Genomic DNA, 23,448 nt, shown 5'->3' on the forward strand with positions numbered 1-23,448 from the left:
CGTACGCTCCGCACAGCCCACGGGACCATGCCCGCCTGCACGGTCGCTGGGAGACGGCGGGACGCCGGAGATCAGCCCCAGACCCGGCGCCGCGGCGCCGCGCCGTCCAGCAGGGCGGGAGTGAGCCGGGCGACCTGGAGCAGCGCGAGGCCTGTGGTCCCCTGGAGCTCATGAAGCTCGCACTGTCCGACCGTCTCCCGCCACCGCGCGGCGAACCTCTCGGCATCGGCCCGGCGGCGCGAGAGCGCTCGGGGGACCGGTAGGAGGCGACGCCCGGGGACGGCTCGATCGACGACGGAGCGGATCCGATCCAGGAGGGGACCCGGCCGGCCGAAGACGCCCTGGTCGACCCGGAGCAGGAAGCGGGGACTCTCGGCGACCGCGAACAGCTCCTGCACGGCGTCGGCGATCAGCGCCCGATCGCGGGGCGGGCCGGCGACCTCGATCCAGAACTCGTCGTCGGAGCGGCTGCGCACCCGGACCGTCGCGGCGTCGAAGGCGCCCACCCGCCCCGCATCGTGGAGACTCTGGGCGATCGCGAGCGCCGCCCCGCCGTACAGCGCGGCCGGATCGCGGAGGGTGCGCAGCGCGCGCAGGACGCTGGACCCGCACACGGCCGCCGTCGCCAACAGGCCGCCGAGCGTGGCGACCGCGATGCCCGCCTCGACAGGGAGCGACACCGCGCCGACCGCCGAGAGGACCCCAGCCCCGACGGCGAGACCGGTCGCGCTGGCCCCGAACGTCAGCGGCACGGCGGCGGCGAGGGTCGGGCCCGTCCGCAGCATCCGTGCCTCCCGCGTGGGGCGGATCGAGACCGTCTCGCGCTCTCGCGCCTCCGCGGGCTCGCCGATCCGCCAGTCCGCTCTGGTCTGCGCGCGGGTCGGCAGCCACGAGAGCGTCTCTTCGTTGATCCTCGCGATCGTCGCGTCGGGGACCTTCGCGAGGACGTCGTCGAGCGCCGCGATCGCGGCTGACGGAAGGGCGTGCTCCAGACCGGACACGATCTGCGTGCCATCATCCGCGCTGAGACCCCACAGGTGTCCGTGCCGTCGTCGCAGGCGCGCCGTCTCCGCGGCGCTGTCGAGGTCCACCGCAGCGGGGATGAGGCACGACACCGACCAGTTGTGCGCCACCTTCGCGGGCCACGCCGGGTCGAGTCGCAGGGTCCGCCCTCGGAGCTGCTGCGTGCCCGTGCTGGTCGCGACCGCGGTCAGATCGATCAGGGTGTTCACCGACGGGCAGTCCCACCCTTCGCCGAGCAGTCCGCGGGTGCCGACGAGCACGCGCACAGCGCCACGGCGGATCAGCTCGGAGACGGCCGCGACCACCTGACCCCGCCCGGCGTCGGCCACGCGGAGGTCGCGCGTGCCTCCTTCGCCGTCGGCGACGGTCACCTCCTCGCCGAGCAGGGGGGACAGCTGCTCCGCGACGGTGGCGGCATCGGCGGCTCGCACCCGCAGGTGCCGCGCGGTCAGCAGGACCGGGCGCAGGGACCCGATCACCTCGTCGGCGACCAGATGATCGAAGACACGGAGCGCACCGGCAGGCTGCCCGGTGAGCCCGCGGTGGTTCCCGTGCTCCACGAAGTCGGTCACGATCACGGCCCGCACCTGGGCGCCGGCGTCCCCGCTCACCTCGCGATGCAGGATGTCGACGGCGGCCCAGTCCTTCGACACCGAGGACGTCAGCGTCGTCTCCACCGGGTTGCGGCCGCGTCGCAGACCCCGATCCGTGAGATGGAGGCCGAAGTCTGCGAGGGCTCCGCGCACGTGCTCCCACTGGCCGCGGGCGGCGGGGTCGGTGAGCAGCCGCGTCTGCGCGAAGCGCGTGAGGACGGTCAGGAGGTCGTCCGTCGTGCAGCGGGCGAACAGGACCGGAGGAAGGATGGCGCCCAGGGGATGCGACGGCGCCACAGCCTTGAGGACCACACCCGCCGTGCGCGTCAACGCGAAGTCCGTGGACAGCGCCTGCTCGAGCCGGGCGCGACGCACGACGTCGGGGTCCTCCGCCGGGGCCGGCGGAGCGACGGGCTCCGGCTGCAGCACCGCTTCCAGGTAGGCCAGGCCGTCCGGCGTGGACAGCACACGCACGACGAGATCCGCCATCAGGGATTCGTGCCGTCGGATGAAGGCCGCCTCCGCCGGATCCGGCTGGGTGAACCAGACCATGTCGCGGTAGGGCGCGAGGTGGCCCTCCTTCACGACGGCGGGGGCGGGCACCTCATAGTCCACGTCGCCGAGCAGGTGCGTGTAGTTCTCGTACTCGGCCCCGTCGTCGGGGGAGGGCAGCGTCGCCGTGAGGCCGATCAGGACCGGGGACGCTCCCGTGGCCCGGATGCGGGCGGTCAGGTAGGCGACGACCAGGGCCCAGTGGTCGAGCAGGTGATGACACTCGTCGAGGACGATCGTGCGGACCCCGGCGTCCACGATCGCATCGATGAGCGTCACGGCATTCGGATGCAGCACCCGGGCCAGGTCCTCGGGGCGCTGCTGGGCGAACAGGCGGCGTACCCGGCGCACACGCCGCCGGAGCCCCGTCCGGTACCGCTCGGGATTGTCGACCTCGAGCGTCGCGAGCCAGGTCGCGGCATCGGCCTCGGAACGCTCGGAGTCGGCGAGCTCGGCGATCCAGCGGCGGCGTGCCAGGTCCTCGAAGGGCGATCCGTCACCGGTGACGCTCAGGAGCTGATAGGTCAGCACGGTGAGGTCACCCAGAGTCCGCGGGTCGGCCGAGACGATCGCGTCTTCGGGGGCGAGCTTCCGTGCTTCCCGCAGCCATTGCTGGCGGATGGTGAGCGTCGGGGCGAGGACCAGCGTGCGGCGCCCCTCGCGCGCGGCCAGCAGCAGCCCGAGCAGGGTCTTGCCGGAACCGGGCGGCGCGACGATGTGCATCTTCTCGTCGGAGCTGACGGCGATGCGATCGAGCACCTCGGCCTGGTAGGTGCGGAGGGTCCCGGGGAACCGCCAGGCGGAGAGCGGGCGGGCGAGCGGATCCATGACCTGCACAGTCTCTCAAAGAGCGGAGGTGTCATCGCACCGGTCGGCGTCCGGTAGAGTGGACGATGGCTCTCCGCGTGGCGGCATCCAGGCCAATTCCCCCAGGGCGGAAACGCAGCAAGGGTAACCGGGCTCTGCTGGGTGCGCGGAGGGTCATTTCTTTTGCCCGCGTCCAGCCGGCCGCAGGGTGCGCCTGCGACAATCGAGCGGTGACCGTTCCTCCGCCGGCCAGATCCGAACACCCGCTGCGGCGATTCGCCTCGCCCGTGCTGCTGCTCGCCGCGATGTGGCTCGTGCAGTTCGCGGACGCCGTGCTCCCTGGCTCGTTCAGCGGCTTCGGCATCCGCTCGTGGGACCCGTCCGGCCTGCCGGGGATCGTCTTCGCGCCGCTGCTGCACGCGAGCTGGGCGCATCTCATCGCGAACTCCGTGCCGTTCCTCGTGCTCGGCTGCCTGGTGGCCGTCGAAGGGACGCGCCGGTTCTGGGCGGTCACCGGCATCGTCGCGGTCATCGGCGGGGCGGGAACCTGGCTCGTGAACGCGCCGGGAACGCTCACCGTCGGCGCGTCCGGGCTCGTGTTCGGCTACTTCGGCTACGTGGTGATGCGGGTGTTCGCTCCGGGCCGCGTGTCGCACCGCATCCTCTACGCGGTGATCGCGGTCGTCGTGGTCGGCCTGTACGGCGGCACCATGCTCGCGGGGGTGTTCGGGGTCGCGGACGGCGTCTCCTGGCAGGGGCATCTCTTCGGTGCGATCGGCGGCGGTGCGGCCGCGCTCGCCGGCCGTCGTCTTGACAGGCGCGGAGCCGTCCGGCGATGACGGCGCCGCGCACGAAGCGGACCGCGGCGAAGCGGAGCGTGCCCGCGCGACGCTCGACCGCGACGAGGGAGGCGGCCGCGCGCCGGCGTCGCGAAGCCCGTCGTCGCGCCGTCCGGCGCGCACGGCGCAAGCGGATCCTGCAGCGCGTCGCCGTCTCGGCCGCGGTGGTGTCCGCGGTGGCCGGCCTGCTGGTGCTCATCCCTCTCGGCCTCGCCAGGGATCCGGCCCCGGTCTGCCTCGACCGCCCTGACACCTTTCCGCAGGCGGGCGTCGCCGGATGGAGCGGCGAACAGCTCGAGAACGCCGCGACCATCATCCGCACCGCCGACGAGCTCGGGTTCGCACGGGACGGCCAGATCCTCGGCGTCATGACCGCGATGGGCGAGAGCAGCCTGCGCAACATCGACTACGGGGACTGGGAGACGCGCGGGTGGACGAATCCGGACGGCTCCCGCACGTCGAGCATCGGCCTCTTCCAGCAGCAGGACTGGTGGGGGAGCGCGGAGCAGCGGATGGATCCGGCCACCGCCGCCCGGCTCTTCTTCGAGCGCCTCGGACGCGTACCCGACTGGCCGTCGTTGGCGCCCTCGCACGCCATCCACCGGGTGCAGGTGAACACCGATCGGGACTACTACACGCGATACCAGGAGGACGCGACGGCGGTCGTCGACGTGCTCTCCGGCCCGTGCGAGTGACGTCGGCCTTTGTCACGGCATCGGCACGGCGCGGTGTCAGCGTGCCCGCCTAAGCTGGAGCCGTGTCGCGGAGCATCTACATCACCTCGGCCGAAGGCCACACCGGGAAGTCGACGATCGCCCTCGGGGTGCTCGATGCGCTGATGCGCGTGTCACCGCGCGTCGGGGTCTTCCGCCCGATCGCGCGGGCGGTCGCGGAGCGCGACGAGATCCTCGAGCTGCTGCTCGCCCATGACGGTGTCCAGCTCGACTACGAGGACTGCATCGGTGTCACCTACGACGACGTGCGCGCCGATCCGGACGGTGCGCTGTCGACGATCGTGGCCCGGTTCAAGGCCGTCGAAGCGCAGTGCGACGCCGTCGTGATCGTCGGCAGCGACTTCACCGACGTCGCGAGCCCCGCGGAGCTGGGCTTCAACGCGCGGATCGCGGCGAACCTCGGCGCCCCCGTCCTGCTCGTGCTGAGCGGACGCGACCAGCAGCGGCAGGCCGAGCAACTCGGCACCACGACCGCGCGGGAGCCCGCTGCCGTCGGCCAGATCGCCGCCCTGGCCCTCCCCGAGCTCGCCGAGGAGCGCGCGGAGCTGTTTGCGGTGGCCGTCAACAGGGCCGACCCGGACGGACTCGACGCCATCGTCGACGCGGTGCGGGCCGTCCTCCCCGATGGGACCCCGGTCTGGGCGCTGCCCGAGGACCGCGCGCTCGTCGCGCCGTCCATCCGCGGCATCGTCTCCGCCGTCGACGGGACGCTGCTCAAAGGCGACGGGGAGCGCCTGACGGCGGTCGCGCTGTCGATCGTCGTGGCCGGCATGTCGATGGTGAACGTCCTGCCCCGCCTGACCGACGAGGCCGTGGTCGTCATCCCCGCCGACCGCACCGAGGTGCTGCTCGCGGCCCTCCTCGCGGACTCCTCCGGCACGTTCCCGCGGATCGCCGGGATCATCCTCAACGGTCCGTTCCCCCTGCCCGATCCCATCCGGCAGCTCCTCGACGGCTTCTCCTCCTCGGTGCCGATCATCACCACCGACCTGGGCACCTACGACACGGCGGTGCGGGTCATGGGCGCCCGCGGCCGCATCTCCGCCGACTCCCGCGGACGCTACGACCGGGCGCTCGGACTCTTCCAGGCGCATGTCGACGTGGTCGAGCTCACCGAGCAGCTCGGGCTCGCGGAGTCACACGTCGTCACGCCGCTGATGTTCCAGTACGGCCTGATGGAGCGCGCGCGGTCCCGCCGTCGTCACATCGTCCTCCCCGAGGGAGACGACGACCGCATCCTCCGCGCGGCGGCGGCCCTGCTGTCCCGCGAGGTGGCGGAGCTGACGATCCTCGGCGACGACGGTGCGATCCGCGCGCGGGCGGCGGAGCTCGGGCTCGACATCGCCGGCGCCCAGGTGCTGAGTCCCACCGATCCTGCCCTCGTGGAGCGCTTCGCCGCCGAGTACGCCCGGTTGCGCGCCCACAAGGGGATCACGGTCGCGCAGGCGGCCGACACCGTCACGGACGTCTCCTACTTCGGGACGATGATGGTGCACCTCGGGCTCGCCGACGGCATGGTCTCCGGAGCGGCGCACACCACGGCGCACACGATCCGTCCGTCGTTCGAGATCATCAAGACCAAGCCGGGCGTGAACGTCGTCTCCAGCGTGTTCCTCATGGCCCTCGCCGACCGCGTGCTCGTGTACGGCGACTGCGCGGTCATCCCCGACCCGACGGCCGAGCAGCTCGCCGACATCGCGATCTCCTCCGCCACTACCGCCCGGCAGTTCGGCATCGACCCCCGCGTGGCGATGCTGTCGTACTCCACCGGCGAGTCCGGGTCGGGGGCCGACGTCGACAAGGTCAGGGCGGCGACGGCGCTCGTGCGCGAGCGCGCTCCCGAACTCCTCGTGGAGGGTCCCATCCAATACGACGCCGCGGCGGACGCGGCGGTCGCCAAGGCCAAGCTCCCCGACTCGGCCGTGGCGGGGCGCGCGACCGTGTTCGTCTTCCCCGACCTCAACACGGGCAACAACACCTACAAAGCCGTGCAGCGCTCCGCCGGCGCCGTGGCGATCGGCCCGGTGCTGCAGGGGCTCAACAAGCCGATCAACGATCTGTCCCGCGGCGCGCTCGTCGACGACATCGTGAACACGGTGGCCATCACGGCGATCCAGGCCCAGGGCACCGAGCGAGCGGAGGAGGAGGCGTGAGTGCGATCCTCGTCATCAACAGCGGGTCGTCCTCGCTGAAGTACAGCCTCATCGACACCGCGCACGAGGACGAGCTCGCCAGCGGGCTGATCGAGCGCATCGGGCAGGAGTCCAGCCCCGTCGCCCACACCGTCCGTCCCGAGCCGGGTGACGGACCGTCGACCACGATGCTCGACGCCACCTACCGCGACGAGCAGCCCATCCCCGACCACGCCGCGGCCTTCGAGGTCATGCGGGCGCAGTTCGCGGCGCACGGTCCCTCGCTCGACGCGCATCCGCCGGTCGCGGTCGGGCATCGCGTCGTGCACGGCGGTGCCCGCTTCTATGCGCCCACCCTGATCGACACCGACGTCGAGCGGCAGATCGACGAGCTCGCCGTGCTGGCGCCGCTGCACAATCCGGCGAACCTCGCCGGCATCCGGGCGGCCCGCGCCGTGTTCGACGCCGTTCCGCACGTCGCGGTCTTCGACACCGCGTTCCACCAGACGCTCCCGCCCGCGGCCTACACGTACGCGATCGACGCGAAGCTCGCCGCCGAGCACCGGGTCCGCCGGTACGGGTTCCACGGCACGAGCCACCAGTACGTCAGCGAGACCGCCGCGCGCTTCCTCGGACGCGACCTCGGGACGCTCCGGCAGCTCGTGTTCCACCTCGGCAACGGCGCCTCGGTCACCGCGATCGACGCGGGCCGCTCGGTCGAGACCTCGATGGGCCTCACGCCGCTCGAGGGCCTGGTCATGGGGACGCGGTCGGGCGACATCGACCCCGCCGCTCTCGTGCACCTGTCCCGTCGGGCCGGCTACACCATCGACGACCTCGACGCGCTGCTGAACACGCGCAGCGGGCTGGCCGGGCTTGCCGGTCGCAGCGACATGCGCGACATCCTCGCGGGCGTCGCCGCGGGGGAGGAGGCTGCGACGCTCGCCTTCGACGTGTACGTCCACCGGCTGCGAGCCTACGCGGGCGCCTACATCGCCCAGCTCGGCGGGGTCGACGTCGTGTCGTTCACCGCCGGGGTCGGCGAGAACGCGGCGCCCGTGCGGGCCGCGGCGATGGCGACGCTCGGCTTCGCGGGAATCGAGATCGACCCGGTTCGCAACGAGGCGAAGGAGCGCGGGGTGCGCGTCATCTCGACCGATGACTCCGCCGTGACGGTCCTCGTCGTCCCCACCGACGAGGAGCTCCAGATCGCCAGGCAGACCGCCGAACTGCTCTGATCGCGGTCCGGGGTTACCCCGCGCGCGCCACCGCCATTACGCTTGCACAGTGGCACGGAGAGGTGCCGACCCGACCCTCGTCCTTCTCCTGGAGGCTCTGTGCCAGACGCGCTGCCCGACCTGTTCCACGCCGACGGTGTGCTGTTCGACCTCGACGGCGTCCTCACGCCGACCGCCGAGGTGCACATGCGCGCCTGGAAGGCGGTCTTCGACGACGTCTTCGCCCGCTGGGAGATCACCCCGCCGTACACCGACGAGGACTACTTCGCCTATGTCGACGGCAAGAAGCGCTATGACGGCGTCGCGAGCCTGCTGCGCAGCCGCAACGTCGAGGTGCCGTGGGGCTCCGTGGACGACGACCCGTCGGCGGAGACCATCTGCGGGATCGGCAACCGCAAGAACGCCGCGTTCGCGACGTCCCTCCGCAGCCAGGGCATCGCGCCGTTCCCCGGGTCGCTCGCCGTCGTCGAGGCCCTGCACGCCGCCGGGATCCCGCTCGGTGTCGTCTCCAGCTCCAAGAACGCCGAGGAGGTGCTGGCGGCCGCCGGCATCCGCTCCTTCTTCCGCGTCGTGATCGACGGCGTCGTCGCCGAGCGCGAGCATCTCGCCTCCAAGCCCGCCGCCGACATGTTCGCCGCCGGCGCCACGGCCCTCGGTGTCGACCCGGCGCGCAGCATCGCCGTCGAGGACGCCACCTCCGGCGCCGCCTCCGCCGCCGCCGCCGGGTACGCCGTCGTCATCGGCGTCGACCGCGGAGCGGGCGCGGACGCCCTCCGCGCCGCCGGCGCCACCCACGTCGTCGACGACCTCGGCGTCCTGCTTCCCGACACCCGCATCGACACCCCGGAGACCGCATGATCGACCGCGACCGCTTCCCCGTCGACCCGTGGCGTCTCATCGAGACGCGCTATTCGGAGGAGGGCGTCGGCGAGACGCTGTTCTCGGTCGGCAACGGCTACCTCGGGCTCCGGGGCAACCACATCGAGGGGCGCGGCGCGCAGGAGCACGGCACGTTCATCAACGGCCTGCACGAGACGTGGCCCATCCGGCACGCCGAGCAGGCCTACGGCTTCGCCGAGGTCGGCCAGACGATCGTCAACGCCCCCGACGCCAAGGTGATGCGGCTCTACGTCGACGACGAGCCGATCTCCCTCGACGACGCGGACGTGCGAGAGTACGCCCGCACGCTCGACATGCGTACGGGTGTGCTGGAACGGCGCGTGGTCTGGGAGACCCCGTCCGGCAAGCGGGTGCGCATGCGGGATCAGCGCCTCGTGAGCTTCGAGGAGCGCCATCTCGCCGTGCTGCGGCTCGAGGTCGTCGTCGAGAACGCCAACGCCCCCGTCACGATCAGCTGCCAGCTGCTCAACCGTCAGGACGGGGCGGGCGTCTACGCCGGCTCCCCGATGACGACCAAGGGCGCCGCCTTCGACCCGCGCAAGGCCGAGCGCATCGCGGACCGCGTGCTGCAGCCCGCCGAGCACTGGCAGGACGGCCTGCGCTCCGCGCTGTCCTACCGGGTCGCCGCCTCCGGGATGACCGTCGCCGTCGTCGCCGATCACATCATCGAGACGGAGAACGACTACAACGTCCGGACGCTCATCGAGCCGGACATCGCCAAGAACGTCTTCCGGGTGCAGGCGAAGGCCGGCGTCCCGATCACCCTCACCAAGCTCGTCAGCTACCACTCCTCGCGGGGCGTGCCGCCGCGCGAGCTCGTCGACCGCTGCCGTCGGTCGCTCGACCGGGCCGCCGACGAGGGCGTGGAGACGGTGTTCCGTCGCCAGCGCGAGTGGCTCGACGCGTTCTGGGAGCGCAGCGACGTGCAGATCGGCGGCCGCGACGACCTGCAGCAGGCCACGCGCTGGTGCCTGTTCCAGCTCGCCCAGGCCTCGGCCAGGGCGGACGGCGCGGGTGTGCCGGCCAAGGGACTCACCGGGTCCGGTTACAGCGGCCACTACTTCTGGGACACCGAGATCTACGTGCTCCCGTTCCTCACCTACACGACGCCGCGCTGGGCCTACAACGCGCTCCGGGCCCGAGTGAAGATGCTCCCCGCGGCGCGCCGCCGGGCCGCCCAGCTCAACGAAGCGGGCGCGCTCTTCCCGTGGCGCACGATCAACGGCGAGGAGGCTTCGGCGTACTACGCCGCCGGGACCGCGCAGTACCACATCAACGCCGACATCAGCTTCGCGCTGGGCAAGTACGTGCGGGCGACGGGGGATGAGGCGTTCCTCCGCCGAGAGGGCGCCGACGTCGCCATCGAGACCGCACGCCTCTGGGCCACCCTCGGCTTCTGGCGCGGCTCCCGGCTGGTGGAGCAGTCCGGCGCCGGCGACGGCCTCCAGACGTTCCACATCCACGGCGTCACCGGCCCGGACGAGTACACGACCGTCGTGAACGACAACCTGTACACGAACGTCATGGCGCGGTACAACCTCCGCTACGCGGCCAAGGTCGTGCGGGAGATCCGCGACAGCTACCCGGAGGATTACGCGGCTCTCGTCGAGCGGACAGGCCTCGGTTCCGGTGAGGCGGAGTCCTGGGAGCGCGCGGCGGAGGCGATGTACATCCCGTACAGCGAGAGCCTCGGCATCCACCCGCAGGATTCGCTGTTCCTGGAGCGGGAGGTCTGGGACCTCGCGAACACCCCGGCCGACCAGCGTCCGCTGCTGCTGCACTTCCACCCGCTCGTGATCTACCGCTTCCAGGTGCTCAAGCAGGCCGACGTCGTGCTGGCGCTCTTCCTGCAGGGGAACCACTTCTCGCCGGAGGAGAAGAAGGCCGACTTCGACTACTACGACCCGCTGACGACGGGTGATTCGACCCTCTCGGCGGTCGTGCAGTCGATCCTCGCGGCCGAGGTGGGCTACCAGGACCTCGCGCAGAAGTACTTCGAGCAGTCGCTGTTCGTCGACCTGCACGACCTGCACCACAACGCGGCGGACGGCGTGCACGTCGCCTCGGCCGGTGGCGTGTGGACGGCCCTCGTGTGCGGCTTCGGCGGCATGCGCGACTACGGCGGCGACCTCAGCTTCGATCCGCGGCTCCCGGAGTCCTGGCCGTCCCTGTCGTTCCCGCTGCAGTGGCAGGGGACCGCGATGCAGGTGACCGTGACGCGGCATGAGCTCCGCGTGCAGGTGCGCAGCGGACCCCCGGTGCCGTTCAGCGTGCGGGACAATGCGTACATCGCCACCCTGGAGGACGAGGTCATCGTCCCGCTCGCGAACCAGGGACCTGTGATCCCCGGGCGCCCGACGCTGCAGGAGTTCGCCGACGCCCGCCGCGACGACGGCACCCGCCTCTCGGCCTCGGTCCCGGTGATCACGAGCGCGATCCCCGTCATCGAGACCATCGACTGACCGCCGCCCCACCCCTTTGTGTGCCTCCCACCCCCTTGCGGACGTTCGCAAGGGGGTGGGTCGCGCGATAAGGGCCGGGTCGATCGCGAGGGGAGCAACGTCGGTGGCACGCCGTAGGCTGGAGGGGTGACCACAGCCCTCTACCGCCGCTACCGACCCGAGACGTTCGGCGAGATGATCGGGCAGTCGCAGGTGACCGATCCGCTCATGACCGCGCTGCGCGGCGACCGCGTGGGCCACGCCTACCTCTTCTCCGGTCCGCGCGGCTGCGGCAAGACCACCTCCGCGCGCATTCTCGCCCGCTGCCTGAACTGCGCGGAAGGGCCGACCGACACCCCCTGCGGCACGTGCCCGAGCTGCGTCGAGCTGTCCCGCGCGGGCGGCGGTTCGCTCGACGTCGTCGAGATCGACGCGGCGAGCCACAACGGCGTCGACGACGCCCGCGACCTCCGCGAGCGCGCGACCTTCGCCCCGAGCCGAGACCGCTTCAAGATCTTCATCCTCGACGAGGCGCACATGGTCACCCCGCAGGGGTTCAATGCGCTGCTGAAGCTGGTGGAGGAGCCCCCGCCGCACGTCAAATTCATCTTCGCCACGACGGAGCCCGAGAAGGTCCTCGGCACGATCCGCTCGCGCACCCATCACTACCCGTTCCGGCTGGTACCGCCCGCCGCGATGCTCGAGTACGTCGAGAAGCTGTGTGCGGAGGAGGGCGTCATCGTCGAGCAGGGCGTCCTGCCGCTGGTCGTCCGCGCCGGGGGAGGGTCGCCGCGTGACACCCTCTCGCTGCTGGATCAGCTCATCGCCGGCTCGGACGCCCCGGCCGGGTCGGAGACCGTCACCGTCGGCTATGCACGAGCGGTGGCGCTGCTCGGGTACACCCACGGTGCCCTCCTCGACGAGATCGTCGACGCGCTCGCCGCGGGCGACGCTGCGACCGCCTTCCCCGCCATCGACCGCGTCGTGCAGACCGGACAAGACCCGCGGCGCTTCGTCGACGACCTCTTGGAGCGTCTGCGCGACCTCATCGTGATCGCCGCCGTCGGTTCCGGCGCGTCCGCCGTGCTGCGCGGCATCGCGGAGGACGAGCTCGACCGGATGCGCCGGCAGGCCGAGTCGTTCGGCGCCGCGCGGCTCTCCCGCACGGCCGACGTGGTCAGCGCGGCGCTCGACGACATGTCCGGAGCGACCTCACCGCGTCTGCACCTCGAGCTGATGGTCGCTCGGGTGCTCGCCGCCGCGTCGGGTGGGGCGATGGCGTCCGGCTCGTCCGCATCGGGCGCGATGCACCCGCCGGCGACGACCCATCCTCCGGTGGTCCCGCCGGCGACTGTGACGCCGCCTGCGACCGTGACGCCTGACGCGCCGGCGACGCCCGCTCCGGCGACGCTCGTTCCGGCGACACCCGCCGCAGCTTCGCCCCCGCCGTCCGCGCCGACTGCCCCCAGCTCCGCGGACGCGGCTCCCGAGCCCGACCGCGCCCCGGAACCGAGGCCGACGCCGGAGCCGTCCGCTCCCGTCACATTCGACCGGGTCCGCGACGCCTGGCCCGCCGTGCTGAAGCGTCTCGAGGGCATCAGTCGCACCTCCTGGCTGCTCGCGACTGCCGTGCAGCCCCTCGCCTACGACGGCGATTCCGAGGTGCTGACCCTCGGATTCACGAGCCAGCACGACGTCTCGAAGTTCAAGGGGACCACGCCCGGCTCGGGGCCGTCCGACCACCTCCGTACCGCCATCGAGCAGGAGGTCGGGGTACGGGTCAAATACCTCCCGGCACCGATGCCGCCCGGTGGTGCGCCGCGGCAGCCGGCCTCGTCCGGATCCGCCGCGCCGGCTGACGCCGCCCCCGCATCGGAGCCTGCCTCAGCGCGTCCCTCCCGTTCGCAGACGCGCTCCGCCGCCGCCCCCGTGACAGAGTGGGCGGTCGCGCCGATCCCGACGACCGACACGGCGCCGCCCGCCGCACCGCTCGCCGTCGACGAGGAGCCGGAGGAGGTCGAGGCCGCCGCTGCCGCTCCCGCTCCGCCGGCCGACGGCAGGATCGACCGCGACGAGCCACCCCTGCCCGGTGACGACGAGGCTCCCGCCTTCGACGAGGAGCCGCCGTACGATCCGGCGTACGAGCCTCCGGCTCCGTACGACCGCCCTCCCTCCCCGCGAGCGACCCCGACCGCGGCCCCGCAGGCGGCCCCGCGCACGGCTCCCGCCGCCGCTCCACCGGTCGTCATCGAGCGCACCCCCGCCGGGGGCGTGCAGCGCTACGGTGAGGCCGTGATCCGCCAGGTGCTCGGCGCGACGTTCCTTCGCGAAGAGCCCTACGAGCCCCCCACGAGGTTCTCCTGATGTACGACGGCATCGTCCAAGAGCTGATCGACGAGTTCGGCCGCCTTCCCGGCATCGGCCCGAAGTCCGCGCAGCGCATCGCTTTCCACATCCTGCAGACGCCGACGTTCGACGTCGCCCGTCTCGCCGAACTGCTGACCGAGATCCGCATCCGGGTCCGGTTCTGCGAGATCTGCGGCAACGTCGCGGAGCAGGAGCGCTGCGCCATCTGCCGCGACCCGCGCCGCAACCAGGCGCTGATCTGCGTGGTCGAGGATGCGAAGGATGTCGCCGCGATCGAGCGCACCCGCGAGTTCCGCGGCCTGTACCACGTGCTCGGCGGCGCGATCAGCCCCATCGCGGGCATCGGTCCGGACGATCTGCGGATCGCTCAACTCATGACGCGCCTCGCCGACGGCACCGTGCAGGAGGTCATCATCGCCACGAACCCCAACCTGGAGGGGGAGGCGACGGCCAGCTACCTGAGTCGGCTGCTGACGACGATGCAGATCACGGTCTCCCGGCTCGCCTCCGGCCTCCCGGTCGGCGGTGACCTCGAGTACGCGGACGAGGTGACGCTCGGTCGAGCCTTCGAGGGCCGGCGCGTGCTGTGACCCCGCAGTCCGGCTTCTCGCGGCGGGGCTGGCTGCTCTTCGGCGCCATGGCCCTGCTGTGGGGTGTGCCCTACCTCTTCATCAGCGTGGCGGTGGAGTCGATCTCTCCGCCGGCGGTCGTCGCCGGACGCACCCTGATCGCCGCCCTCCTCCTGCTGCCGTTCGCCCTGCGGAGCGGCGCCCTCCGCGCGGCCCTGCGGCACTGGCCGTGGGTGCTGGCGTTCGGGGCGGTGGAGATGGCCGGTCCCTTCCTCCTCCTCGGCCACGCCGAGATGACGCTTCCCTCCGGCATGACAGGACTCCTCGTCGCGACGGTTCCGCTGTTCGCTGCCCTCATCGCGCTGGGCGGCGGAGACCGCGGCGTGCTGCGCCCCGCCCGCGGCATCGGTCTGCTCGTCGGCTTCGTCGGCGTGGCCGTCGTGGTGGCGGGACCGGGGCTCTTCGGGGGAGAGGTGAGCCTCCTCGCCGCCGGGGAGGTGCTGCTCGTCGCGGTGCTCTACGCGATCGCGCCGTTCATCGTGGCTCGCAAGCTGAACGACGTCCCTTCGCTCGGAACGATCACGCTGTCGCTGCTCATGATCGGCATCGTCTATCTCCCCATCGGCCTGCTCACGCAGCACGAGGTTCCGACGCTCCCGTCGCTCGGCGCCCTGCTCGCCCTCGCCGTCGTCTGCACGGCGGTGGCCTTCCTGGCGTTCTTCGCCCTCATCCGCGAGGTCGGACCGGTCAGGGCGCCGCTGTTCACCTACGTGAACCCGGTCGTGGCGATCGTGCTCGGGGCCATCGTGCTCGCCGAACCGCTGACCCCGGGTCTCCTCCTCGGATTCCCGCTGATCATCGTCGGCTGCTGGTTCGCGGCCACCGGAGGGCGGCTGCGTCCGATGACGCCCGTGCCGCCCGCGCCGGCCTGAGCCGTCACATGCGCGGGGTGGCATGCGCGCCGATCGTAGAATGACCGTGGGCGGATCCGCCCGACATCCCAGGGAGTGAACGTGGCCCTCATCGTGCAGAAGTACGGCGGCTCGTCGGTCGCCGACGCAGAGAGCATCAAGCGCGTCGCCAAGCGCATTGTCGACACGCGCCGCGCCGGTCACGACGTCGTCGTCGCCGTGAGCGCGATGGGCGACACCACCGATGAGCTGCTGGATCTGGCGAACGAGGTCGCGCCGATCCCCGCCCCACGCGAACTCGACATGCTGCTCTCCAGCGGCGAGCGGATCTCGATGGCGCTGCTGGCGATGGCGATCCACTCCATGGGCTTCGAGGCCCGGTCGTTCACCGGCAGCCAGGCCGGGATGATCACCGACTCGCAGCACGGCGCGGCGCGCATCGTCGACGTCACGCCCGTCCGGCTCCGCGAGGCGCTCGACGAGGGCGCGATCGTCATCGTCGCGGGCTTCCAGGGCTTCAACCGCGACACCCGCGATATCACCACGCTCGGCCGCGGTGGCTCGGACACGACGGCCGTCGCGCTGGCGGCCGCGCTGTCGGCCGACGTCTGCGAGATCTACAGCGACGTGGACGGCATCTTCACCGCCGACCCGCGGGTGATCCCGAAGGCGCAGAAGCTCGACCACGTCTCCAGCGAGGAGATGCTGGAGCTCGCCGCCAACGGCGCCAAGGTCCTCTACATCCGTGCCGTGGAGTACGCCCGCCGGCACGGCGTCCTCATCCACGCCCGGTCGACGTTCTCGTCGGCCGAGGGCACATACGTTCTGGGCGAGGGCATGAAGAACCCTCGCGAAGCCGAGGGAGCAGTCATGGAAGAACCGATCGTCGCCGGCGTCGCCACCGACTTCAGCCAGGCCAAGATCACCGTCGCCGGCGTGCCCGATGTTCCGGGCAAGGCGGCCGAGATCTTCAAGATCGTCGCGAAGTCCGGCGCCAACGTCGACATGATCGTGCAGAACGTGTCGGCGACGGGACGCACCGACATCTCCTTCACGGTCCCCAAGGCTGACGCCGCTGCCGCGCTCAAGGCCCTCGCCGGCGAGCAGACCGAGGTCGGCTTCCAGAACCTCATCCACGACGACCAGATCGGCAAGCTGTCCGTGGTCGGCGCGGGGATGCGCACGCACTCCGGCGTCTCGGCGACCCTGTTCGAGGCGCTGTCCGCCGGCGGCATCAACATCGAGATGATCTCCACCTCGGAGATCCGCATCTCGGTCGTGCTCCGCGACACCGACCTCACCGAGGCCGCCCGCACGGTGCACACCGCCTACGGCCTCGACGGCGACGCGGAGGCCACGGTCCACGCCGGCACCGGTCGCTGACCCCCACTCGCTTCCCCGTCCTCCGCGCCAACCCAGGCTTTCGCGCCGGTTCAGGCTGTCTTGTCCGTGCGCGCCTGTCCTCCCGCGTCCGCCTGTCCTCCCGCGTCCGCCTGTCCTCCCGCGTTCGCCTGTTCGCGCGGGTCCGCCTGTCCTCCCGAGCCCGCGGCTGTCCAGGCTTTCGCGCGAGCTCAGGCTGTCCTGGCCGCAGTTGCCTGCCCTCGCGCGAGCGCCTGGCCCCGCGGGTGACGCAAAGCACGCCGGCGGGCTCCGGGATGGCTGCGGCGCGATAGACTCGCCGAAACCCTGACACCGGCGCCAGGCGCAGCCTCAGCATCCCGACGCCGCGCCCGAAGCCTCGTACGCCGTACCGCACGAAGCCAAGGAACATCATGACCCGCATCTCCGAATCAGGACTCTCCGTCGCCATCGTCGGCGCCACCGGCCAGGTGGGCACTGTCATGCGCGAGATTCTCGCGGAGCGTTCGTTCCCGATTCGCGAGCTGCGCCTCTTCTCGTCCGCGCGCTCCGCGGGCACGGCCATCGAGTTCGGCGGGCAGACGGTGATCGTCGAGGACGTGGACGCCGCCGACCCGTCGGGCATCGACATCGCCCTGTTCTCCGCCGGTGCCACCGCCAGCCGGGCGTACGCGCCGCGCTTCGCCGAGGCCGGCGCCGTGGTCGTCGACAACTCCAGCGCCTGGCGGATGGATCCCGAGGTCCCGCTCGTCGTCAGCGAGGTCAACCCGCACGCGATCGACGACCGCCCCAAAGGCATCATCGCCAACCCGAACTGCACCACCATGGCCGCGATGCCCGTGCTGAAGGTCCTCGACGCCGAGGCCGGCCTCGAGCGGCTGATCGTGTCCACCTACCAGGCGGTGTCCGGTTCCGGACTCGCCGGTGCGCAGGAACTGCTCGGCCAGGTCGAGGGCGTGCTCGCCCAGGGAGACACCCTCCGGCTCGTGCACGACGGCTCCGCGGTCGACTTCCCCGAGCCCGAGAAGTACGTCGCCCCGATCGCCTTCGACGTGATCCCGCTCGCCGGCAACCTGGTGGACGACGGGGACAACGAGACCGACGAGGAGAAGAAGCTCCGCAACGAGAGCCGGAAGATCCTCGAACTCCCCGACCTCCGCGTCGCGGGCACGTGTGTCCGGGTGCCGGTCTTCACGGGCCACTCGCTGTCGATCCATGCCGAGTTCTCCCGCGACCTGACGCCGGAGCGTGCCAGGGAGGTGCTGAGCGCGGCGCCCGGCGTCGTGCTCGACGAGGTGCCGACCCCGCTGCAGGCCGCGGGCAAGGACCCGAGCTTCGTGGGGCGCATCCGCGCCGACCAGTCCGCGCCGGAGGGCAAGGGTCTCGTGCTCTTCATCAGCAACGACAACCTCCGCAAGGGCGCGGCGCTGAACGCGGTCCAGATCGCCGAGGTGCTCGCGGAGCGTCTTGCCCCGGTCTCCTGACCGACGCATGGTCTGTGGTGTCCTGCCCGCGAACTAGACTGGTCGGGTGACTGAAAACGTCGATGTCGTCCTGATCGGCGGTGGCATCATGAGCGCCACCCTGGGTACCCTGCTGCACGAGCTGCAGCCGGACTGGAAGATCGTCGCCTTCGAGCGGCTGTCGGACGTGGCGCAGGAGAGCTCGAACCCGTGGAACAACGCCGGGACCGGGCACGCCGCGCTGTGCGAGCTGAACTACATGCCGCAGCAGGGCGACGCTCCGCTCGACCCCGCCAAGGCGATCTCGATCAACGAGCAGTTCCAGCAGAGCCGCCAGTTCTGGTCCTCCCTCGTCGACAAGGGCGTGCTGGACGAGCCGTCGACCTTCATCAACGCGACGCCGCACATGACGTTCGTGCGCGGCGAGAAGGATGTCGCCTACCTCAAGAAGCGCTACGAGGTGCTCAAGGAGCAGCCCCTGTTCGCGGGTATCGAATACAGCGAGGACTCCCGCGTCATCAACCAGTGGGCGCCGCTGCTCATGCAGAAGCGCCGCAAGGGGGAGCCGTTCGCGGCCACCCGGGTGCCTGCCGGCACGGACGTCGACTTCGGTGCGCTCACGCATCAGCTCTTCGGTCATCTTCGCGCCTCGGGCGTCTCGGTGCGCACGAACCACGAGGTCAAGTCCCTCAAGCGTCAGAAGGACGGCACCTGGCTCATCAAGTACCGCACGACGGTCGGCCGCACTCCGAACGAGATCAAGGCGAAGTTCGTGTTCGTCGGCGCCGGCGGGTGGGCGCTGAAGCTCCTGCAGAATTCCGGCATCCCCGAGATCAAGGGCTACGGCGTCTTCCCGATCGGCGGCCAGTTCCTCAAGACGACGAACCCGAAGATCGTCGCGCAGCACAAGGCGAAGGTCTACTCGCAGGCCTCGGTCGGTGCGCCGCCGATGTCGGTCCCGCACCTCGACACCCGCGTCGTGGACGGCGAGGCCTCGCTGATGTTCGGACCGTTCGCGACGTTCAGCCCGAAGTTCCTCAAGAACGGCTCGATGCTCGACATCGTCACGCAGGTTCGCCCGCACAACTTGTGGCCGATGCTGCGGGTCGCGTTCGCCAACCCCGACCTCATCACGTACCTCATCAGCGAACTGATGAAGAACCACCGCAAGAAGGTCGACAGCCTCCGTACCTTCATGCCGACCGCCAAGGACGAGGACTGGACGCTCATCGACGCCGGTCAGCGTGCCCAGGTCATGAAGAAGGACCCGAAGAAGGGCGGCGTGCTGCAGTTCGGCACCGAGGTGGTCGCCTCGGGCGACGGTTCGATCGCCGGCCTCCTCGGTGCATCCCCCGGGGCTTCGACGGCCGTGCCGATCATGCTCGACCTGCTGAAGAAGTGCTTCCCCGGGGAGTACCCGGGTTGGGAGTCGCAGCTGCGCGAGCTCATCCCCACCTTCGGCCGGAAGCTCAACGGCGACGCGGAGCTCGCGGAGGAGTCGACCACCGCCACCGCCGCCGTCCTCGGCATCAACGCCTGACCCCGGACCGTGGCGAAGCTCTACTTCCGCTACGGCGCGATGAACTCGGGCAAGTCGACCGCGTTGCTGCAGGTCGCCTACAACTACGAGGAGCGCGGCCAGCACGTGCTCCTCGCCAAGCCTGCGATCGATACCAAGGGTGCTGGGCAGATCGAGAGTCGCCTCGGGGTCACGCGGCCGGTCGATTTCCTGATCGGCCCCGAAGACGATGCCCGGGTGCTCTTCGCCGTCCACCGGGAGCGCATGCGACGGTCGACGGAGGAGGAACTCCTTCCGACCGGCCCGGTGGACGTGGCCTGCCTCCTCATCGACGAGGCGCAGTTCCTCACTCCCGCGCAGATCGACGACCTCTTCCGGATCGCGGTGGAGGAGGGCATCCCGGTCATGGCCTACGGTATCCGCAACGACTTCCGCACCCAGGCGTTCCCCGGCTCCGCCCGGCTCCTCGCCATCGCGCACTCCCTCGAGGAGCTCAAGACCATCTGCCGCTGCGGGCGCAAGGCGGTGTTCAACGGCCGCGTGGTCGGCGGGCGCTTCGTCTTCGACGGCGACCAGGTCGCGATCGACGAGGGCGCCGACGGCTCCGCCTCGCCGGAGCTCACGACGTACGAGTCCCTGTGCGGCACCTGCTACCTGGAGGAGTCCGGCGGCCGTCTCGGCTGACCCTCCCGTCGACCCACCCCCTTCCAGTCGAGCCACCCCTGTGCGTGCGCCCGCACGGGGCCGGAGCGCGCGTAAAGGGGTGGGGCGAGTATCGGAGCGGCAGGGCTTTACGTGGTCTGACCACACGCGCTAGTCTGTGGTCAGACCACAGGAGGCGGGATGACGGAGCAGCCGGCGCGGGCGTGGCGGCTCGTGCTCGAGCACATCGAGCGCGATCTGCTCGAGGGGCGACTGGGGCCGGGCGACCGGCTGCCGTCGGAACGCGATCTCGCCGGCGACCTCGGTGTCGGACGATCGAGCGTGCGCGAGGCGTTCCGGGTGCTCGAAGTGCTCGGACTCATCCGCACCGCGACCGGCTCCGGGCCGCAGGCGGGCGCCATCGTCATCGCCACGCCCACCGGCGGCATGTCCGCGCTCCTGCGCCTCCAGGTGGCCGCACAGGGCTTCCCGCTCGATGACGTGGTCCGCACGCGTCTCGTGCTCGAGGACGCGGTCGTCGATGCCATGGCTGCCGCCGCGCACCGTGACACCGCCCGAGCACACGAGCTGCTCGCTGCGATGGACGACGAGGCCCTCGCCCCGGCCGAGTTCCTCGCCCTCGACGCGCAACTGCATCTCTCGCTCGCCGAGGGCAGCGGCAACACGGTCATCGCGGCGATGATGGCGGGGCTCCGGTCCGCCATCGAGTCGTACGTCCTCGCCGGGGCGGCGACCGTGGACGACTGGGGCCGCATGGCCGATCGCCTGCGGTCCGAGCACCGTGCGCTGGTCGCCGCGATCGACGACGGGGATGCGGACACCGCCCGCCGCCTCGTCCGTGCCCACATCACCGGCTACTACACCGCCGCGGGCCTCACCCGCGCCATCACCCCGCAGAACTGAGAGGCAGAACATGGTCCAGCGCCAGCTCCCCAATCCCGCCGAGCTCTTGGAGCTCATGAAGTTCAAGAAGCCCGAGCTCGACGGTCGCAAGCGCCGTCTCGACGCCGCGCTCACCATCGACGATCTGCGGAAGATCGCCAAACGCCGCACCCCCAAGGCCGCGTTCGACTACACCGACGGCGCCGCGGAGGGTGAGCTGTCGCTGAGCCGGGCCCGCCAGGCGTTCCAGGACGTCGAGTTCCACCCCGGCATCCTCAAGCCGGCGCCGGACGTCGACACGGCCGTCGAGATCCTCGGCGGTCCCTCCGCGCTCCCGTTCGGTATCGCGCCGACCGGGTTCACTCGGCTCATGCAGACCGAGGGCGAGATCGCCGGCGCCGGGGCCGCCGCCGCCGCCGGCATCCCGTTCACGCTGTCCACCCTCGGGACGACGTCCATCGAGGATGTCAAGGCGGCGGCGGTCCGGGAGCCTCAGGGCCCCGTACCCGCTCGGAACTGGTTCCAGCTGTACGTCATGCGCGACCGCGAGATCTCCTATGAACTCGCCCGTCGCGCCGCGGCCGCAGGGTTCGACACGCTGCAGTTCACCGTCGACACCCCGGTCGCCGGCGCCCGTCTCCGCGACAAGCGCAACGGCTTCAGCATCCCGCCGCAGCTCACCCTCGGCACGATCATCAACGCCATCCCACGACCCTGGTGGTGGTTCGACTTCCTGACCACCCCGAAGCTGGAGTTCGCGTCGCTGAGCACGACCGGCGGTACCGTGGGGGAGCTCCTCGACGCCGCGATGGACCCGACCATCAGCTACGACGACCTCGCCGTCATCCGCGACATCTGGCCCGGCAAGATCGTCATCAAGGGCGTGCAGAACGTCGAGGACTCTGTCCGCCTCCGGGATGCCGGCGTCGACGGTATCGTCCTCTCGAACCACGGTGGCCGGCAGCTCGACCGTGCGCCGATCCCCTTCCACCTCCTGCCCGAGGTGCGCCGAGCTGTCGGCGACGACTTCACGGTCATGATCGACACCGGCATCATGAACGGCGCGGACATCGTGGCGTCAGTCGCGCTCGGGGCCGACTTCACGCTGATCGGCCGCGCCTACCTCTATGGCCTGATGGCGGGCGGACGCCAGGGTGTGGACCGCACGATCGCCATTCTGCGCGGAGAGATCGAGCGCACGATGCGGCTGCTCGGCGTCGCCTCTCTGGCAGAACTCGAGCCCGCGCACGTGACCCAGCTCACGCGCCTGGTGCCCGTCTCCCGCGCCGCCGGGGTCGAGGTGCACTGACCGCTCAGCTGCACGACCGGGGCACGCCGGCACGACGAGTTCAACCCACCCGTCGTGCGGGCGTCCTCCGGTCGTGCAGGCGTGCCGAGCGGTCAGACCCGGGCGGTCAGCGTCGGCAGCAGTTCGCGCAGACGGGCGGCCGTGTCCTCCCAGCCTTCGACGGCCACGGAGGGGACTCCGAGCGCCAGGACCGGGTAGTCGTTGCCGCCCTCATCGAGGCGGTCGCCGTAGAAGAGCATCGCGGTCAGCTCGATGCCGGTGTGCGTGGCGAGCTGCTGCATGCCGAAGGCCTTGTCGATTCCGGCGCGGGTGATGTCGATCGACGTCGAGCCGCCCGAGCGCACCTCGAGGCCGGGGAGGCGAGCGGCCACGGCATCGCGCAGGGCACCGCGCTTCGCGCCCGTCGGATCCCAGGCGTGCTTGGCATCGCGCGGCGCCTGCTGACCGAGGGCCGAGAACGTGATCTGCGAGCCGCGGTCCTCGAGGATCTCACCCCAGGGCTCCGCCTCCCACAACCCGAGTCGCTCCGCCTCCTCGCGCAGCGCGGTGAGAGCGGCTGACTTCTCGCCCTCGCTCAGATCGTGGGCATACACGGCCACGAAGTCGGTGCCGTCATGGCGCAGGTACCGGGTCCCGCAGGTCGGCAGCAGGTGCAGGCGGGCGAGCGCCGTCGGGTCGGCGTCCCCGAGCTGCGCGACCACCTGCGTGCGGAACTGCGCCTCGTTGCCACCGGAGATGATCGCGACGTCCACCGACCTCAGAAGCTCGCCGAGCAGGATGGCGATCTGCGGGTCGATCGTGCCCTTGGACGGCGCGAGGGTGTCATCGAGGTCGAAGGCGATGAGAGAGGGCGATGTCATGATGCTTCCACTGTAGGCGTTCCTGTCCGTGAGAACGGTGCGGCTGCGAGCGCTACGCAGTGCGACGCGAGAACATTCGCGAGCACTTCGACGAGAGGGAGGCGTGACATCCCGATACGGAGAAGGCCGCCCTGCGGGCGGCCTTCTCGTGTTACTGGTCGGGGTGACAGGATTTGAACCTGCGACCTCTTCGTCCCGAACGAAGCGCGCTACCAAGCTGCGCCACACCCCGTTTTTGCAACCCTCCGAGTCTACAGCGAAATGTCTCCAGCGCCGAATCGAGCGCT

At 71.1% G+C, this 23,448-nt stretch carries 17 protein-coding genes, 1 tRNA gene and 1 other RNA gene; 16 read left to right on the top strand and 3 right to left on the bottom strand.

Going from position 1 to position 23,448, the window contains the following annotated elements:
- Window positions 1-71: 71 nt before the first annotated feature.
- Window positions 72-2,996, bottom strand: coding sequence for a DEAD/DEAH box helicase family protein (locus tag CYL12_RS16385; protein ID WP_158297216.1), 2,925 nt, complete (start codon window positions 2,994-2,996; stop codon window positions 72-74).
- A 64-nt stretch (window positions 2,997-3,060) separates the two neighbouring features.
- Between CYL12_RS16385 and ffs the strand changes: the two genes are divergently transcribed.
- The 16 genes from ffs to CYL12_RS16470 all read left to right on the top strand — a co-directional run bounded on the left by ffs (window position 3,061) and on the right by CYL12_RS16470 (window position 22,301).
- An RNA gene (ffs, locus tag CYL12_RS16390) (signal recognition particle sRNA small type) lies at window positions 3,061-3,157 on the top strand.
- A gap of 48 nt (window positions 3,158-3,205) precedes the next feature.
- Window positions 3,206-3,814 carry a rhomboid family intramembrane serine protease gene (locus CYL12_RS16395; RefSeq protein WP_101848508.1) on the top strand — a complete coding sequence of 203 codons (609 nt, stop codon included), beginning with the start codon at window positions 3,206-3,208 and terminating at the stop codon, window positions 3,812-3,814.
- Window positions 3,811-4,509: a hypothetical protein gene (locus CYL12_RS16400; protein ID WP_233486780.1), complete on the top strand. Its 699-nt coding sequence runs from the start codon at window positions 3,811-3,813 to the stop codon at window positions 4,507-4,509. The genes CYL12_RS16395 and CYL12_RS16400 overlap by 4 nt, the downstream gene beginning before the upstream one ends.
- Before the next feature lie 62 nt (window positions 4,510-4,571).
- Complete coding sequence (gene pta, locus CYL12_RS16405; protein WP_101848509.1) at window positions 4,572-6,701, top strand: phosphate acetyltransferase; 2,130 nt, start codon at window positions 4,572-4,574, stop codon at window positions 6,699-6,701.
- Entirely contained in the window at window positions 6,698-7,918 is a 1,221-nt protein-coding gene (locus CYL12_RS16410) for an acetate/propionate family kinase (protein ID WP_101848510.1), read from the top strand. Before pta ends, CYL12_RS16410 begins: the two co-directional genes overlap by 4 nt.
- Before the next feature lie 99 nt (window positions 7,919-8,017).
- Window positions 8,018-8,776: a beta-phosphoglucomutase family hydrolase gene (locus CYL12_RS16415; protein ID WP_101848511.1), complete on the top strand. Its 759-nt coding sequence runs from the start codon at window positions 8,018-8,020 to the stop codon at window positions 8,774-8,776.
- Complete coding sequence (locus CYL12_RS16420) at window positions 8,773-11,280, top strand: glycoside hydrolase family 65 protein (protein WP_101848512.1); 2,508 nt, start codon at window positions 8,773-8,775, stop codon at window positions 11,278-11,280. The genes CYL12_RS16415 and CYL12_RS16420 overlap by 4 nt, the downstream gene beginning before the upstream one ends.
- 126 nt (window positions 11,281-11,406) lie before the next feature.
- Window positions 11,407-13,623: a DNA polymerase III subunit gamma and tau gene (locus CYL12_RS16425; RefSeq protein ID WP_101848513.1), complete on the top strand. Its 2,217-nt coding sequence runs from the start codon at window positions 11,407-11,409 to the stop codon at window positions 13,621-13,623.
- Window positions 13,623-14,216: a recombination mediator RecR gene (recR, locus tag CYL12_RS16430; RefSeq protein WP_025104255.1), complete on the top strand. Its 594-nt coding sequence runs from the start codon at window positions 13,623-13,625 to the stop codon at window positions 14,214-14,216. Before CYL12_RS16425 ends, recR begins: the two co-directional genes overlap by 1 nt.
- Window positions 14,213-15,127, top strand: a complete 915-nt coding sequence (locus CYL12_RS16435) for a DMT family transporter (protein WP_101848514.1) — start codon at window positions 14,213-14,215, stop codon at window positions 15,125-15,127. The genes recR and CYL12_RS16435 overlap by 4 nt, the downstream gene beginning before the upstream one ends.
- An 81-nt stretch (window positions 15,128-15,208) precedes the next feature.
- A complete protein-coding gene (locus tag CYL12_RS16440) occupies window positions 15,209-16,489 on the top strand; it encodes an aspartate kinase (RefSeq protein ID WP_025104257.1) in 1,281 nt (426 codons plus the stop codon).
- A 389-nt stretch (window positions 16,490-16,878) separates the two neighbouring features.
- A complete protein-coding gene (locus tag CYL12_RS16450; RefSeq protein WP_101848516.1) occupies window positions 16,879-17,949 on the top strand; it encodes an aspartate-semialdehyde dehydrogenase in 1,071 nt (356 codons plus the stop codon).
- 46 nt (window positions 17,950-17,995) lie between these two features.
- Window positions 17,996-19,468, top strand: a complete 1,473-nt coding sequence (locus tag CYL12_RS16455) for a malate:quinone oxidoreductase (RefSeq protein WP_101848517.1) — start codon at window positions 17,996-17,998, stop codon at window positions 19,466-19,468.
- Between the two features lie 9 nt (window positions 19,469-19,477).
- Window positions 19,478-20,131 carry a thymidine kinase gene (locus tag CYL12_RS16460; protein WP_101848518.1) on the top strand — a complete coding sequence of 218 codons (654 nt, stop codon included), beginning with the start codon at window positions 19,478-19,480 and terminating at the stop codon, window positions 20,129-20,131.
- A gap of 159 nt (window positions 20,132-20,290) precedes the next feature.
- Window positions 20,291-21,013, top strand: coding sequence for a FadR/GntR family transcriptional regulator (locus tag CYL12_RS16465; protein ID WP_101848519.1), 723 nt, complete (start codon window positions 20,291-20,293; stop codon window positions 21,011-21,013).
- 10 nt (window positions 21,014-21,023) lie between these two features.
- A complete protein-coding gene (locus CYL12_RS16470) occupies window positions 21,024-22,301 on the top strand; it encodes an alpha-hydroxy acid oxidase (RefSeq protein ID WP_101848520.1) in 1,278 nt (425 codons plus the stop codon).
- A gap of 92 nt (window positions 22,302-22,393) precedes the next feature.
- Here CYL12_RS16470 and CYL12_RS16475 read toward each other — a convergent pair whose 3' ends face one another.
- The gene (locus CYL12_RS16475; protein WP_101848521.1) at window positions 22,394-23,161 is read right to left on the bottom strand and encodes an HAD-IIB family hydrolase; all 768 of its coding nucleotides are present in this window, start codon (window positions 23,159-23,161) and stop codon (window positions 22,394-22,396) included.
- A gap of 155 nt (window positions 23,162-23,316) precedes the next feature.
- Window positions 23,317-23,393: transfer RNA gene (locus CYL12_RS16480), tRNA-Pro, on the bottom strand.
- Window positions 23,394-23,448: the final 55 nt, after the last annotated feature.

It is taken from the genome of Zhihengliuella sp. ISTPL4 (assembly GCF_002848265.1).
Taxonomy (GTDB): Bacteria; Actinomycetota; Actinomycetes; order Actinomycetales; family Microbacteriaceae; genus Microbacterium.